At 68.7% G+C, this 15,723-nt stretch carries 13 protein-coding genes; 10 read left to right on the plus strand and 3 right to left on the minus strand.

Features of this window, described 5'->3' with window-relative positions; all coding sequences use genetic code 11:
* Positions 1-22: 22 nt before the first annotated feature.
* From ACS5PN_RS21665 to ACS5PN_RS21675, 3 genes are read right to left on the minus strand one after another with little or no spacing between them, the layout of a single operon-like run.
* Entirely contained in the window at positions 23-2,155 is a 2,133-nt protein-coding gene (locus ACS5PN_RS21665) for a chemotaxis protein CheA (RefSeq protein ID WP_439466082.1), read from the minus strand.
* A 28-nt stretch (positions 2,156-2,183) separates the two neighbouring features.
* Entirely contained in the window at positions 2,184-2,549 is a 366-nt protein-coding gene (locus ACS5PN_RS21670; RefSeq protein WP_233371888.1) for a response regulator, read from the minus strand.
* A 53-nt stretch (positions 2,550-2,602) separates the two neighbouring features.
* A complete protein-coding gene (locus ACS5PN_RS21675; RefSeq protein WP_439466083.1) occupies positions 2,603-3,070 on the minus strand; it encodes a hypothetical protein in 468 nt (155 codons plus the stop codon).
* Positions 3,071-3,268: 198 nt separating this feature from the next.
* On the opposite strand from ACS5PN_RS21675, the gene ACS5PN_RS21680 reads away from it, so the two are divergent.
* The 10 genes from ACS5PN_RS21680 to ACS5PN_RS21725 all read left to right on the plus strand — a co-directional run bounded on the left by ACS5PN_RS21680 (position 3,269) and on the right by ACS5PN_RS21725 (position 15,637).
* Entirely contained in the window at positions 3,269-4,426 is a 1,158-nt protein-coding gene (locus tag ACS5PN_RS21680) for a response regulator (RefSeq protein ID WP_439466084.1), read from the plus strand.
* Positions 4,423-5,070, plus strand: a complete 648-nt coding sequence (locus ACS5PN_RS21685) for a response regulator transcription factor (protein ID WP_310263010.1) — start codon at positions 4,423-4,425, stop codon at positions 5,068-5,070. The genes ACS5PN_RS21680 and ACS5PN_RS21685 overlap by 4 nt, the downstream gene beginning before the upstream one ends.
* A 70-nt stretch (positions 5,071-5,140) precedes the next feature.
* On the plus strand, positions 5,141-6,361 hold the full coding sequence (locus ACS5PN_RS21690; RefSeq protein ID WP_439466085.1) for a diguanylate cyclase domain-containing protein: 1,221 nt from the start codon (positions 5,141-5,143) through the stop codon (positions 6,359-6,361).
* Between the two features lie 10 nt (positions 6,362-6,371).
* The gene (locus ACS5PN_RS21695) at positions 6,372-8,306 is read left to right on the plus strand and encodes a TonB-dependent receptor plug domain-containing protein (RefSeq protein WP_439466086.1); all 1,935 of its coding nucleotides are present in this window, start codon (positions 6,372-6,374) and stop codon (positions 8,304-8,306) included.
* A complete protein-coding gene (locus tag ACS5PN_RS21700) occupies positions 8,303-8,818 on the plus strand; it encodes a YfiR family protein (RefSeq protein WP_439466087.1) in 516 nt (171 codons plus the stop codon). Before ACS5PN_RS21695 ends, ACS5PN_RS21700 begins: the two co-directional genes overlap by 4 nt.
* A gap of 200 nt (positions 8,819-9,018) precedes the next feature.
* Entirely contained in the window at positions 9,019-10,239 is a 1,221-nt protein-coding gene (locus ACS5PN_RS21705) for an efflux RND transporter periplasmic adaptor subunit (protein ID WP_439466088.1), read from the plus strand.
* On the plus strand, positions 10,236-10,928 hold the full coding sequence (locus ACS5PN_RS21710; RefSeq protein ID WP_439466089.1) for an ABC transporter ATP-binding protein: 693 nt from the start codon (positions 10,236-10,238) through the stop codon (positions 10,926-10,928). Before ACS5PN_RS21705 ends, ACS5PN_RS21710 begins: the two co-directional genes overlap by 4 nt.
* A 9-nt stretch (positions 10,929-10,937) precedes the next feature.
* Positions 10,938-12,107, plus strand: coding sequence for an ABC transporter permease (locus ACS5PN_RS21715; RefSeq protein WP_439466090.1), 1,170 nt, complete (start codon positions 10,938-10,940; stop codon positions 12,105-12,107).
* A 1-nt stretch (position 12,108) separates the two neighbouring features.
* Positions 12,109-13,425 carry an ABC transporter permease gene (locus ACS5PN_RS21720; protein WP_439466091.1) on the plus strand — a complete coding sequence of 439 codons (1,317 nt, stop codon included), beginning with the start codon at positions 12,109-12,111 and terminating at the stop codon, positions 13,423-13,425.
* Between the two features lie 121 nt (positions 13,426-13,546).
* Positions 13,547-15,637, plus strand: coding sequence for a prolyl oligopeptidase family serine peptidase (locus ACS5PN_RS21725; RefSeq protein WP_439466092.1), 2,091 nt, complete (start codon positions 13,547-13,549; stop codon positions 15,635-15,637).
* Positions 15,638-15,723: the final 86 nt, after the last annotated feature.

Here is a 15,723-nt window from a genome sequence, read left to right on the forward strand (position 1 = left end):
CCTCTCCTAGTGTTGTGATGGTTCAGTGGCGCGAGCGGCGCACCAGGCTGCCGACGTCCAGGATCAGGGCCACGCGGCCGTCGCCCATGATGGTGGCGCCGGACACGTCGTTGACCTTGCGGTAGTTGGCCTCGAGGTTCTTGACGACGACCTGCTGCTGGCCGAGCAGTTCGTCCACCAGCAGCGCGACGCGGCCGCCTTCGGCCTCGACGACGACCATGATGGATGACACGTGCTCGAAGTCGAAGCGCGGCACGTCGAAGACCTTCTCGAGCTCGATGACGGGCATGTACTCGTCACGGACCTCGACGACGCGGCCGGAGCCGGCGACGGTCTTGATGGTGTCGGCCTGAACCTGGAAGGACTCGACGACGGAGGACAGCGGCAGGATGTAGCACTCGTCGCCGACGCCCACGCTCATGCCGTCCATGATGGCCAGCGTCAGCGGCAGGCGCACGGACACCTTCATGCCGTAGCCTTCGGCGGAGTCGATCTCGACCGTGCCGCCCAGCGAGGTGATGTTCTTCTTGACCACGTCCATGCCCACACCGCGGCCGGACACGTCGGTGACCTGCTCGGCGGTGGAGAAGCCGGGCGCGAAGATCAGGTTCCAGCATTCGGCGTCGGTCATGGTGTCCGGCGCGTCGATGCCTTTTTCACGGGCCTTCTTGATCAGCTTGTCGCGGTTCAGGCCGCGGCCGTCGTCGCGCACTTCGATGACGATGCTGCCGCCCTGGTGGGAAGCGACCAGTGTGATCGTGCCCTGCTCGGGCTTGCCGCGGGCGATGCGGTCGGCCGGCATTTCGACACCGTGGTCGCAGCTGTTGCGCACCAGGTGGGTCAGCGGGTCGGTGATCTTCTCGACCAGGCTCTTGTCCAGTTCGGTGGCTTCACCCTGGGTGACCAGCTCGACCTTCTTGCCCAGCTTGGCGGCCAGGTCGCGCAGCATGCGCGGGAAGCGGTTGAACACCGTCGACATCGGAATCATCCGGATCGACATGACGGACTCTTGCAGGTCGCGCGTGTTGCGCTCCAGGTCGGCCAGGCCCGAGGTCAGCTGCTGGTAGAGGCCGGGATCGAGCTCGCGGCTGTTCTGGGCCAGCATGGCCTGGGTGATGACGAGTTCACCGACGAGGTTGATGAGCTGGTCGACCTTTTCAATGGAGACGCGCAGCGTCGTCTGGTCCATGCCGCCGCCCGCGGGCTTGGCATCGGTCTTGGCCGGCGTGGCGGCACGGGCCGGCACGATGGCGGCAGCCGGTGCGGGCGCTGCGGTGGGGGTGGCTTCGACCGCAGCGCCGGCCGGCACACCCGGGGCGTCGTCGAAGAAACCATAGCCGGGGTCGCCGGACGGCGCTTCGGCCGGCGGGGCGCCCGGAGCGCCGTCGTAGAAGCCGAAGCCGGTGCCCAGGGGCATCAGCTTGACCTGCTCGCGGGCCACGTGGAAGGTGAAGAGGTCCAGCAGGTCGTTGTCGGTGGAGCTGGTCAGCACCTTGAAACGACGCATGCCGTCCGAGCTCTGGCCCGCGTCCAGCGGCTCGATGGTGCCGAGATCGGTGATTTCCTTGAACAGCTCGACCAGGTTGTCGGCCAGGCTCATGTCGGTCAGCGGGCCGACCTGCAACTCCAGCAGGCGCGCGCCGGGCTTGGCCGGCGCTGCGGGTGCGGCAGCCACGGGGGCGGAGGCCGGTGCGGCGGCAGCCTTCGGTGCGGGCGCAGCCGCCGGAGCGCCGCCGCCTTCGACGAAGCTCTTGATGCTGACCAGCAGGTCGGTCGTGTCGAAAGGGTCGGCGCCCGAGCCCTGGTGGCGGCCGAGCTGGGCGCGCAGCGCGTCGCCCGACTGCAGCAGCACGTCCACCATGGCCGCATTGGGCTGCAGTTCGTGGCGGCGCAGCTTGTCCAGCAGCGTCTCCATCTGGTGGGTCAGCTCGGCAACGTCGCTGAAGCCGAAGGTCGCCGCACCACCCTTGATGGAGTGGGCGCAGCGGAAGATGGCGTTCAGCTCTTCATCGTCGGCCGCCTCGACGTTCACATTGAGCAGCAACTGCTCCATGTTGTCGAGGTTCTCGCCGGCTTCTTCGAAGAAGACCTGGTAGAACTGGCTGAGGTCGATGCCAGCACTGATGCTGGCGCCTTCTGAGGTCATGTCACCCATGGCTGGTGCTCCCCTGGAAACTCTGACTTCAGCGGATGACCTTGCCGATCACTTCGATCAGCTTGGCCGGATCGAAAGGCTTGACCAGCCAGCCGGTGGCGCCGGCGGCGCGGCCCGCCTGCTTCATCGCGTCGCTGGACTCGGTGGTCAGGATCAGGATGGGCGTGGTCTTGAACTTGGGGTTCTCGCGCAGCTTCTTGGTCAGGCTGATGCCATCCATGCGCGGCATGTTCTGGTCGGTCAGCACGAGGTCGAAGTCGCGCTGGCCGGATTTTTCCCAGGCGTCCTGCCCATCCACCGCTTCCACCACGTTGAAGCCGGCGTTCTTGAGCGTGAAGGCCACCATCTGGCGCATCGAGGCCGAGTCGTCGACAGCAAGGATTGAGTGGGTCATCTGTTTTTCTCCGAGGGGACTTGTTGCCTGGGGGCTGAGATTGGCGGGGGGATTCAGAAGAGTTCGATGGAACCAGCGTCCATCTCGTCCTGCGTGACCGGGTTGGGCCGCAGCGGCGCGATCTCGACGACGGCCGCGCCGTCCTCGTCGTCCATGCCGAAGGTGTCGCGGGCCAGTTGGTCGGAGCAGTTGCGCAGGCGCTGGCTGGTGTGGGCGATGAGCTGTGTCGCCATGTCCTGGAATTGCAGGGCCGTGATGGCGCCGGCGATGTCCTGCATGATCTGCTTCAGGCCATCGGCGGCGGGGCCGCCATCCGTGCCGCTCAACAGCGACATGGCCTGGTTGGAGGCGCTGTAGAAATGGTTGGACAGGGCTTCGCCGGCGTCGTCCAGCAGGCGTTGCAGGCGCTCGAGGTCGTGGGTCACCGTCATCAGGTGATCCTGCAGTTCCGCGGCCGCCAGCAGCGGCATGGCGGCCACGGCTCCATCGAATTCAGCGGCGGTGGAAGGTTCTGTCTGCATCGTGTCTCCGCGAGGGGATGCTGCTTCTTGTCCCAAGCCCTGTGGATACCCTCAGGGCGAATGCATCATGGCATGTTCACCCCTTTTTCGGCCACTGTCGACCTTGAGATGTCGCGAGAACGAGCCGTATTACCGGTCTGAACCGGGTCGAGTGTGGTGCCGGGCCATATGTCGCAGGCGGCGGCATACTGCGCCCCCATGACGATTTCTGGTGTGGGGCAGGCGCCCCGGCTCCTGCGTGTGCTGCATGTCGAGGACTCCGAACTCGACCATCAACTCATCCTCGCCCAGCTCGGCCGCGCCGGGCTGAAGGTCGAGATGGAGAGGCTGGATGCGCTGCCGGCCGTGCTGGCTGCGCTGGATCGCCCGTGGGACGCCATCATCTCGGACTACAACCTGCCGGGCTTCACGGGCCTGGAGGTGCTGGAGGCCCTGAAGGAACGCCGCCTGCTGATGCCCTTCATCCTGGTGTCCGGCGAGATCGGCGAGGACACCGCCGTCGGGGCGATGCGCAACGGCGCCTCCGACTACCTGCTGAAGAACAACCTCAACCGCCTGGCGCCGGCCCTGCTGCATGCCATCGACGCGGCCGAGAGCGAAAAGGCCCGCGCCGCGGCCGACCACGAGCTGGTCAAGTCCAAGCAGCGCCTGCACCAGTTGGCCGGCCATCTGCAGACCAGCGTCGAGCTGGAGCGGGCCGCCATCGCGCGCGAGATCCATGACGATGTCGGCGGGTCGCTGACGGCCGTCAAGTTCGACCTGGCCTGGATCGACCGCCATGCCCAGGAGCCCGAGGTGAGGGCGCGGGTCAGCGCGGCCCTGGAGACGGTCAATGCCGCCATCGAGGCCAGCCAGCGCATCATGCACAACCTGCGCCCGGCCATCCTGGAGCAGGGCCTGGTAGCGGCCCTGCAGTGGATGACGGCCCGCTTCGAGCGCCGCACGGGCATCGAGGCCGGCCTGCGCATCGGCGAGGAGAGGCTGGAGCTGCCCTCGGGCGTGCCCCTGGTGGCCTACCGCACCGCCCAGGAGGCGCTGACCAATGTGTCCAAGCATGCGCTGGCGACCCGGGTCGACATCGAACTCAGCCAGGATTCCGGCGTGCTGACACTGGAGATCCGCGACAACGGCCGCGGCATGGGCGCCAACGACCTCGCCAAGGAGCGGTCCTTCGGCATCCGCGGCCTGCATGAGCGCGCCGCCACCGTGGGTGGCTGGGTCGACCTGTCCAGCCCGCCGGGCGGGGGCACCAGCCTCATCCTGACCGTGCCGCTGGCCCAGGACGCCATCGACGCGCTGGACGACTCGACCGACTTCAGCAAGGATGACGGCAACTCGATCTGGGGGCGTGTGTGATCCGCGTCATCCTCTGTGACGACCATGGCCTGATCCGCCGCGGCATCCGCGACACGCTGGCCGATGCCCAGGACATCGAGGTCGTCGGCGAAGCCGGCGACTACACCGAGCTGCGCGGCCTGCTGCACACCCTGGGCAAGGACAACCCCTGCGACGTGCTGGTGCTGGACATCAACATGCCGGGCCGCTCGGGCCTGGACGTGCTGCATGTGCTCAAGGACGAGGGCAACCCGGTGCGCACGCTGATCGTGTCCATGTACCCGGAAGACCAGTACGCCATCCGCGCGCTGAAGGCCGGCGCCTATGGCTATGTCAACAAGGGCGGTGACCCGGCCACGCTGGTGCAGGCGGTGCGCACCGTGGCCCAGGGCCGCAAATACGTGACGCCCGAGATCGCGCAGATGCTGGTCGAGAGCCTGACCGCGCCCGTCACCGAGCAGGCCCACCACAAGCTGTCCGACCGCGAACTGCAGACCCTGGTCATGATCGCCTCGGGAAAGCGCCTGTCGGACATCGCCGAGGAGCTGATGCTCAGCCCCAAGACCGTCAGCGTCTACCGCGCCCGCGTGCTGGAGAAACTGGGGCTGACGAACAATTCCGAGCTGACGGTCTATGCCATCCGCAATGGCCTCGTCGCCAGCTGAGGGGCCGTCCGGACGACCGCGCCGTCGGCCTTCGCTGGTCCGGCGGCTGACGCGGCTCAGCGTCACCGTCATGGGCGCCGCCCTGTTGTTGAGCTCGCTGGCCCTGGCCGTGTGGGTGCACCACAGCCTGCGCGAGGCCCAGCTCAAGGCGGCCGAACAGTCAGCCCAGCTGCTGGCCGAGAACCTGGCGCCGGCCCTGGCCTTCCATGACGAGAGAGCGACGCGCGAGGCCTTGGTCGCCTTCAGCCGCCGTGAGGGCCTGCAAAGCCTGGTCGTGCGCCAACCCAATGGCGAAACCTTCTCGCATTGGCCGGGGGCGATCGCGGCGGCGCCCTGGAGCGATGCGCCGGTCCAGGTCGACTGGCAGGGGCTGCGCCTGGTGGTGCCGGTGCGGCTGCACGGTGAACGCCTCGGCAGCCTGGGCTGGCAGGAGTCATTTGAGGCCTTGAACGACACCTTGCTGCGACTGGCCGCTGGCGCCGTCACGGTGCTGGCCCTCGCCCTGGTGGGCGCCAGCCTGCTGCTGCGCTGGACGCAGCGGCGTGCGCTGGCGCCGCTGATTGCGCTGTCGCGCCTGGCCGAGCGGGTCGCCACCAGCCAGGACTACAGCCTGCGCGCCGCCGTGCGCGAGAACGACGAGGTCGGACGGCTGGCCGAGCGTTTCAACGGCATGCTCAGGCGCATCGAAGTCTGGCACGAGGACATGAACCAGCGGCTCGCCCAGGAGCAGCAGAGCGGCCGCGCCTTGCAGCAACTGGCCCATCGCGACACCCTGACCGGCCTGCCCAACCGCCTGGCCTTCGAGCTGACGCTGGAACGCCTCTTCATCGATCTGCACCACGCACCCCCGACCGGCCAGGCCGGGGGGCAACGCCTGGCCCTGCTCTTCATCGACCTGGACAACTTCAAGCATGTCAACGACCGTTGCGGCCATGCCGCGGGCGACGCCGTGCTCACCGAGGTCAGCCGGCGCATGAGCAGCGTGCTGCGCGCCAGCGACACCCTGTTCCGCCTCGGCGGCGACGAGTTCGCCCTGCTGGTGGCCGACGTCGCGGAACCCGACGTCGTCGAGCAGCTGGCCGGCCGCCTCATCGACAGCGTGAACCAGCCCCTCGTGGTTCAGGGCCAGGTCCAGCCCGTCGGGGCCACCGTGGGCCTGGCTTTCGTGCCCGATGACGCAACCGACCCCCAGTCGCTGCTGTCCGCTGCGGACGCCGCCATGTACGCTGCCAAGCATGCCGGCAAGAACACCTTTCGCAGGGCGACCAGCGACCACCCTGCGGGCCCTTGAGCTCTGCGCCTTGCTGTTGCTGGGCGCGCCCGCCCTGGCCCAGAACAGTGACATTCCCAGCCTGGAAGACCTGATCCGCACGGAACGGCGCGGCGCGGCTGCCGATGTGTCGGTCAGCACCGCCTCGCGCCAGGCCCAGAGCGCCGATCTGGCGCCTGCCGTCACCCATGTCGTCAGCCGCCAGGACATCGCCCGCCTGGGCCTGCGCACCCTGGGCGACGTGCTGCGCCGCATGCCAGGCCTGGAGGTGCGCGAGGACGACGAGTTCACCCGCGTGGCCGTGCGCGGCGTGGCGCCGGGCGACTTCAACGGCCGCGTCCTCTTCCTGCTCGACGGCCTGCGGCTGAACGACAACCTCTACGACGCCGGCCCCATCAACCGGGAGTTCTATGTCGACGTCAGCCTCATCGAGCGTGTCGAGTTCACGCCCGGTCCCGGCTCGGCCCTGTATGGCAGCAACGCGCTGCTGGGCGTCGTCAACATCGTCACCCAGCGTGCCGACACCCTGGCCGGCCCGCAAGCCCATGTGGTGCTGTCGCCGCGTGGCCAGGTCAGCGCGCGGCTGAGCTATGCCCAGCGCCTGGACAGTGGCGCCGAGTGGCTCGCCGCCTTCAGCAGCGACGAGGAGCCCCACACGCCGCTGCTGTTCGGCGAGCCGCAGGAATACCGCGCGCAACTGCAGCCGCTGGAATGGGACAGGGCCAGGCGCTGGCTGCTGGGCGGGCGGGCCGGCGGGCTGTCGCTGCGCGTCGGCGGCGTGCAGCGCGAGCGCGGCCTCTACACCTTCCTGCCCAAGTCGGGCGACATCACCGGCGGCGTCAACTCCCTGCGCGAGAACTTCGCCCAGGCCGGTTGGGAGGGGCGGGCCGCCGACTGGGACCTGCACCTGGGCCTGGCCTGGCAGCAGTCGCGCTACCGCGAGGAGCAGGCCGACGACAGCGAGGCCGAGCTGCGCACCAGCCGCTTCGAGGCGCTGGGACGCTGGTGGCTGGGTGAGCTGCGCCTGGCGCGCGCCTGGGGTGGCCCCGACGGCGACAGCCACACCACCAGTTTCGGCATGGACTGGCAGCGTGACAGCGTGCAGCGCTTCCGCTACGTCTACCTGGGCGAGGCGCCCTATGACGAGAACTACACGTCGCAGCGCCTCGGCTTCTATCTGCAGGACGAGTGGCGGCTGGCCGAGCGCCAACGCCTGGTGCTGGGCCTGCGCCAGGACGGCGTGCAGGGCGGCGACTCGAGCTGGAACCCGCGCGCGGCCTGGGTCTGGTCGCCCGCGCCGGGGCAGAGCCTGAAGCTGATGTGGGGCACGGCCTTTCGCGCGCCCAACCGCTTCGAGCGTTCGCTGAACCAGGGCTCGGGTGTCGACGCGCCCCGGCCGGAGCGCCTGCGCACCACCGAACTGGCCTGGCAAGGACCGCTGCCCGGTTGGGGCGTCGGGGCCTGGACCTGGCAGGCCTCGCTGTTCACGAGTCATCTCGTCAACTTCATCGAGCGCGGCGACGCCAAGCCCTTTGCCAACATGCCGGTCGCGCGTTCGCGCGGCGCCGAGCTGGGCTTGAACGGCCATTGGGGCGAGGGCTGGCAGCTGCAGCTCAGCCTCATGGGCCAGCGCAACCGCGCGGCCGACGGCAGCCGCCAGGCCTACAGCCCCGGCGAGACATTGAAGTGGGCGCTGCAGATGCCCGTGGCGGGACCGACGCTGCGCCTGTCGCTGAGCGGCTGGGCGACGACCGAGCGCGTCGGCGATCAGCGCCTGCCCGGCTACGCCCAGCATCAGGCCCATCTGCTGTGGCAACCGAGCCGGCGCTGGGACTTCTTCGTCGGCGCCGAGAACGTGGGCGGCCGCGCCTATGCCGAGTCCAGCGGCGCCGGCTATACCGCACCCGCCTATCACCAGGGCACGCGCTGGCAGGCCGGCCTGACCTGGCGCGGAGACGCGCCTTGAGATCCTGGCGGTTGTTGCCGCTGCTGCTGGCCGCCGCGCTGGTGCGGGCCGACAGCCTGGACGAGGACAGGCTGCGCGCCGCATTCGTGCTGCGCCTGGCCCAGTACACCCAATGGCCGGCGCCGGCGGCCGAGAGCCCGACGCTGTCGCTGTGCGCGGCGGGCCTGCAGCCCGCCGGGTTGGAGGCCGTGCGCGCACTGGCGAGCCGCCAGGTGGGGGCGGCCCAGCTCAAGGTGAGGGTGCTCGGCGAGCCGCGCGACGCGGCGCGTGACTGCCAGGTGCTGCTGCTCGGCCATGCCGACGCGGCGACGCTGCGCCACTGGATCGCGGCCGCCGGCGACGGACCCGTTCTCGTCATCGCCACCAGCCCCGAGGCGATGCGCGCCGGTGTCTGCATCGCCCTCATCAGCGAGCCCCAGGGCATGGCTTTTGCCGTCAACCATGGCGAGTCGCGCCGGCGCGGCCTGAGCCTGGCGGCCCCGGTGCTGAAGCTGGCCCGCGAGGTTCGTTAAGGCGGGCGCACCCGCCGTTCATCCCCCCGGGCTGTCGATTCGCCAGCCCGGGTCGCCGTTCATCGATTGATGACACCCTGTGGCAGCAGGCGCTGCACAATCCGCCCCGGTTCCAAAAGGGTGGCCGTGAGGCCGGTGCGTTCGTGGGCCGTTGAGGTCTGGCGAGCAGGACTTTCAGGGGGCGTGTCATCGATACCGGATTGCTGAAGGAGCTGCGCATCGAAGGTGCGCATCGCGAGGACCATGACGGCGGCGGGCCGCCCAAATGGGTGTGGGCCTTGATCGTGGCCGTCGTGCTGCTGGCCGGCGGTGGCGCCTGGGCCTGGTGGTGGCTGTCGGGCAACAAGCCCGTGCCGGTGCAGACCGCCACGGTCCGCGCCAATGGCCAGGGCGCCAGTGCCGATGCCGTGCTGCAGGCCACGGGCTATGTGACGGCACGCCGCATGGCGACCGTGTCGGCCCAGATGACCGGCACGCTGACCGAGGTTCTCATCGACGAAGGCTTCAAGGTCAAGAAGGGCCAGGTGCTGGCACGGCTGGACGACACCGGGTTGAAGGCCGGCCTGGCAGCGGCCCAGGCGCAGGCCGCCGCAGCCGAGGCGTCCACCGGCCAGTTGCGCGCCCAGCTCGCGCAGGCCGAGGCCGATGCGCGCCGCCAGGCCGAACTGTCGGCCAGCGGCATGAGCACGCGCCAGAACCAGGAGCAGACGGCCACTGCCGTGAAGACCATCAAGGCCCAGATCGAGGCCTCGCTGCGCCAGGCCGAGGCGGCGCAGGCCCAGGTGCGCCAGGCGCGCGTCAACTTCGACTACGCCACCGTGAAGGCGCCGTTCGACGGCGTCGTCACGGCCCGCGCAGCCCAGGTGGGCGAAATCATCTCGCCGTTGTCCGCCGGCGGCGGCTTCACGCGCACCGGCGTGGGCACCATCGTCGACATGGACTCGCTGGAGGTGAACGTCGACGTCAACGAGGCCTATATCGCCCAGGTCAAGGCCGACATGCCCTGCGAGGCCGTGCTGGACGCCTACCCGGACTGGAAGATCCCCGCCCACGTCGTGGCCGTCATCCCCAGCGCCGACCGCGGCAAGGCCACCGTCAAGGTGCGCGTGGCCCTGGAGAAAAAGGACGACCGCGTCGTGCCCGACATGGGGGTGCGCGTCAGCTTCCTGGCTACCAAGCCCAAGGCCGAGGTGGCGGTCGTGCCCGGCGTGCTGCTGCCGCCGGACGCGCTGGCCCAGCGCGATGGAAGCGATGCCGTCTTCGTCGTCCATGACAACCGCGCCGAACAGCGAGCTGTCAAGCTCGGTGCAGACGTGGGCAAGTTCAAGCTCGTCACCTCCGGCCTGAAGGCGGGTGAGACGGTCGTCGTGTCGCCCCCGGCCGAGCTGAAGCAGGGATCCACCATTTCCAACAAGGAATGAAGATGAGCGCTTTGATCGAAGTCCGTGACCTGTCCAAGGTCTACACCCGCGGCAAGCAGAAGGTGGAGGTGCTGCACCACATCGACCTCGATGTGCAGCAGGGCGATTTCCTGGCGCTGATGGGCCCCTCGGGTTCGGGCAAGACGACGCTGCTGAATCTGATGGGTGGGCTGGACGCCCCCAGCGGCGGCGCCATCAGCGTGGGCGGCGAGCGCATCGACAAGCTGTCGGGCGCGGCCCTGGCCAAATGGCGTGCGTCCAAGGTCGGTTTCGTCTTCCAGTTCTACAACCTGATGCCGACGCTGTCGGCGCAGAAGAACGTCGAGCTGCCGCTGCTGCTGACCAAGCTGTCCGCCGGCGAGCGCAAGAAGCGCGCGGCCATCGCGCTGCAACTCGTCGGCCTGGCCGACCGCGCCTCGCACAAGCCCACCGAGCTGTCGGGCGGCCAGCAGCAGCGCGTGTCCATTGCCCGCGCCATCGTGTCCGACCCGACGCTGCTGGTCTGCGACGAACCCACCGGTGACCTGGACCGCCAGTCGGCCGAGGATGTGCTGACGCTGCTGCAGGCCCTGAACCGCGAGCATGGCAAGACCATCGTCATGGTCACCCACGACCCGCGCGCCGCCGCCCGTGCCAGCCACACCCTGCACCTCGACAAGGGCACGCTGGTGACCGAAGCCACCGCTTGAGGAGGCGCGATGAAATACCTCCATCTCATCTGGGCCGCGCTGTTCCGGCGCAAGGGCAGGACCTTCCTGACCCTGGTGTCCATCATCACGGCCTTCCTGCTGTTCGGCCTGCTGGACGCGGTGCGCGTCGGTTTTGACCAGGCCGGCAAGAGTGCCAACGGCGCCCAGAGATTGCAGACGGGCTCCAAGCTCAGCTTCATCCAGCTGCTGCCGATGTCATTGAGCGCGCGCATCTCGCAGATCGACGGCGTCAAGGACGTGGCCTTCGCCAACTGGTTTGGTGGGGCCTACCAGAAGCCCGAGAACCAAGTCTTCAGCTTCGCCGTCGCGCCCAACTACCTGGATGTCTATCCGGAGATGGAAGTCTCGGCCGAGCATCGCAAGGCCTTTGCCGAAACCAAGGACGGTGCCATCGTCGGCGAAGGTCTGGCGCGCAAGTTCGGCTGGAAGGTGGGCGACACGGTGCCCATGCAATCCACCATCTTTCCGGACCGCAACGGCAGCCAGAACTGGCCGTTCAAGATCGTCGGCCTCATCCATGTGGCCGACAAGAAGTCGGGCGCCTGGTACGACCAGATGTTCCTGCTGAACTGGAAGTATTTCGACGACACCACGCCCTGGAACAACGGCCAGGTGGGCTGGTATGTGACCCGCGTCAAGGACGTCAACCAGGCCGACCGCGTGCTGAAGGCCATCGACGAGATCTCGGCCAATTCCGACCACGAGACGCGCACCCAGACCGAGGCGGCGGCCATGTCCAGCTGGATGAAGCAGGTGGCCGACATCAACCTCATCGTCACCTCCATCATGGGCGCCGTGTTCTTCACGCTGCTGCTGCTGGCCGGCAACACCATGATGCAGGCGGTGCGCGAGCGCACCGGCGAGATCGCGGTGCTGAAGACGCTGGGCTTCTCGGGCGAGAGCGTGCTGTCCATGGTGCTGGCCGAGTCGGTGCTGTTGCTGCTGATCGGTGGTTCGGTCGGCCTGCTGCTGGCCAGCGTCATTGGCCCCGTCGTCAGCAAGGGCAGCGGTGGCGCGCTGAATCTGCCGGCGGCGGGAGCCGCGAGCTGGATGACGGGCATCGGCCTGGCGCTGTTTTTCGGCCTGGCCGTGGGCGCGCTGCCCGCGGTACGTGCCATGCGCGTGAACATCACCGATGCACTGGCCGGGAGGGCATGACATGAAATTCCTGAAGAACTTCGGGCTCGTCCTGCTGCTCGTCATCGTGTTAGTGGCCTGGGTGATGATGCCTTGGCAGGGCGCACTCGCCGTGGCTGTGCTGCTGGGCCTGTGGATGTTCCTGTTCCGCAGCGGCGCGCAGGCCCGCTCGGTCACCGCGGTGGGCATCAGCACGCTGACGCAGCGCCTGGGCTCGTCGGCCGTCATCGTTGTCGGCATCGCCGGCGTGGTGGGCGTGCTGGTGGCCCTGCTGGCCATGGCCGAGGGCTATGCGCAGACCCTGCGCAACTCCGGGTCGCTGGACACGGCCATCGTCATGCGCGGCGCCTCAGCCAACGAGGTGTCGTCCTCGCTGAGCCGTGAGGACATCGTGCAGATCGAGCAGGCCCCGGGCATCGCCCGTAACGCCAAGGGCGAGCCGCTGATCTCGGCCGAGACGGTGGTGGCGGCCAACCTGCCCATCAAGGGCGGCAAGGCCGACGAGTCCGGCAGCGCCCAGGTGCGCGGCATCAGCGAGGCGGCCTTCGTCGTGCGCCCCAACGCCAAGATCGTCGAGGGCAAGATCTTCCAGCCCGGCCTGCGCGAGATCGTCGTCGGCAAGGGCGCCGTGCGCCAGTTCGAGGGCCTCAAGGTCGGCGCGACGCTGAAGCTGGGCAACCAGCCCTGGACCATCGTCGGCATCTTCGCCTCGGGCGACGCGATGGAGTCGGAGCTGTGGGCCGACGCCAATGTCGTCAACGACGCCTACAAGCGCGGCAGCGGCCGCAACTCGGCCACGGTCAAGCTCGAGAACCCGGCGGCCATCAAGGCCTTCAGCGAGTCGCTCGAAAACAACCCGCAGCTCAAGGTCAAGGCCAGCACGACGCTGGACTTCTTCGCCAAGCAGAGCGAGCAGATGACCAAGGTGCTGCGCATCATCGGCATCGTGGTCGGCTCCATCATGGCCGTCGGCGCGGTGTTCGGCGCACTGAACACCATGTTCGCGGCCGTGGCGGCGCGGGCCCGTGAGATCGCCACGCTGCGGGCCATCGGCTTCCGCGGCCTGCCGGTGGTGGTGGCCGTGATGCTGGAGACGACGCTGCTGGCCCTGATCGGCGGCCTCATCGGTGGCGGCGTGGCCTGGCTGATCTTCAACGGCTTCGAGGCCTCGACGATGGCGGCCGGTTCGGTCGGCAAGCTCAGCTTCAACCTGGCCGTTTCGCCGGGCCTGCTGTGGGAGGGCATCAAATGGGCCCTGGCCATCGGCTTTGTGGGCGGGCTGTTCCCGGCGGTGCGGGCGGCTTCGCTGCCGGTGACGACGGCGCTGCGGGAGGCGTGAGCCGGCGGCGCCCGGCAGCTTCATGCCCTCAACCTTGGGGACGTTCAGGACAGGGCGGCGTCCCATCCATGCTGGAATCCCTTCGCCGTCGGCTGCACGACGGACGAAGAGGATTCCCCGCATGAAGCATTTCGCCCTGTCCGCCGCATGCCTGGCCTCGCTGGCTGCTGCGGCTCCGCCTGCTGCCTTGCCGTTCATGGAGACCGTGAACGGCATCCCGCTGGCGGACGAGTACCGCTGGATGGAGGATCCCGCCAAGGCCGCAGAACTGAGCGCCTGGGTGTTGTCCGAATCGTCTACCGCCCATGCTTCGCTGCGGGCGTTGCCCGAGCGCGGAGCGTTCGCGGCGGCGCTCAGGGAGGTGTCGTCCGATCTCACCAAGGTGCGCGACGTGCAGGTCGCTGGCCCTGTGACCGTGTTTCGCCGCACCGCCGCCGGCGACAAGACAGCCAAGCTCATCGTCCGGGAGAACGGCAAGGAACGCGTGCTGATCGATCCCAACACGGTGCAGGGCTCGGTCGTGGCGATAGGCAGTGTGTCGCTGTCGCCCGACGGCAAGCTGGTGGCGGTGCACCAGTCCAAGGGCGGCGCCGAGGTGGGAGACATCACCCTCTACGACGTCGCCACGGGCCAGGCGGTGGGCGCGCCCATCCCGAACATCTGGAGTGAGTTTGCGCTGCAATGGCTGGGTGACGACTGGGTGAGTTACACGCAGATGGCGCCCGCCGGCAGCCGCGCCGACCCCATCACCGGCATGCGCACCTTCCTCAAGCGAGTGTCCGACGCCGGTCCCGGGCAGCCCGTCTTCGGGTTTGAGTCGCAGGGGCCTGCCTTCGCCGAGAAAGACTTTCCCGCCGTGCGCGGCACCCCATGGAGCGAGTGGGTGCTGGCCACGGGCGGCGGTGCGCGGGTCGACGTCAACTACTGGATCGCACGCAAGGCCGACCTGACTGCCGGCAAGCCGGCGTGGACGGTGCTCGCCACGTTGGACGACAAGGCCAATGATGCCGACGTGTTCGGCAACGCCGCTTTTGTGCTGACCACCAAGACCAACCCCTCGGGTGCCATCGTCCGCCGCACCCTCAACGGCCCGGGCCTGGGCGAGCCCGCCACGGTGTTCGAAGGGGGCGCGCGGCTCGTGCTGACCGGCCTCATCGTCGCCAAGGACGGCATCTATGCCGCCGCGCAGACCGACGGCGTCACGCGTCTCTTCTACAGCCCTGACGGGCAGCGCAAGTTCGCCGAGGTCAAGCTGCCGCTGGAGGCCGGCGACATCCTCGACCCGCACGTCAATGTCGACGGCAGCGGCGCCACGCTGGGGCTGATGGGCTGGGTGTCCAACGCTCGCAGCTACGCGCTGGCCAAGGGCAGGATCACCGATACCGGCATCGGCAGCCAGACGTGGGACGGGGCCCGCGGCATGCAGGTGGACCGCATGCAGGCCAGAAGCGCCGACGGCACGATGGTGCCGCTGGTGGTGCTGCACAGGAAGGGGCCGCTGCCCAAGGGCGGCATGCCCACCATCCTGGAAGCCTACGGCTCCTACGGCGTGTCCTCCACGACGCCCGTCTACTGGCGCGACTTCATGGCATGGCTCTCGCGCGGTGGGGCGATGGCCTTTTGCGGCGTGCGCGGCGGCAGCGAGCGCGGTCGGGCCTGGCATGAAGGCGGGCGCAGCGCCAACAAGCCCAATGGCCATGCCGACTTCATCGCCTGCGCGCAGACGCTCAAGGCCAAGGGCATTGCCAAGCCCAAGGGCGTCGTCGGCATGGGCACCAGCGCAGGCGGCGCTCTCGTCCCGCCCGCGGCGCTGAAGCAGCCCGGCGCCTTTGCAGGCCTGGTGCCGCGCGTGGCCGTGCTCAACACCTCGCGCCTGGCTGCAGCGCCCAACGGCGCCAACCAGTTCGACGAGTTCGGCGACCCAGCGACCCCTGAAGGTTTCAAGGCTCTGCTCGCCATGGACGCCTACCAGGCCCTGACCACGGCGACAGACATGCCCGACACCTTGATCACCATCGGCCTCAACGACAAGCGCGTCGCCCCCTGGATGAGTGCCAAGTTCGCCGCACGGGCGCAAGCCAGGTTCGGCGACCGGCGCAAGATCTGGCTGCGCGCCGAAACCGATGGCGGCCACGGCCACGGTACCGCCGAGGAAGCGAGGGCGGCCGAGTACGCCGACATCTTCGCGTTTGCGTGGGACAGGGCGCGCTAGATTTGAGCCGGCGGACGGCGTGATCTGGGAGGCCGATCGCGGTGGCGCCGGCCTCAGTTTGATGGATTCGCCTCTTTCCCAGCCAG

The organism is Roseateles sp. NT4 (assembly GCF_051857475.1).
Lineage (GTDB): Bacteria > Pseudomonadota > Gammaproteobacteria > Burkholderiales > Burkholderiaceae_C > Pelomonas.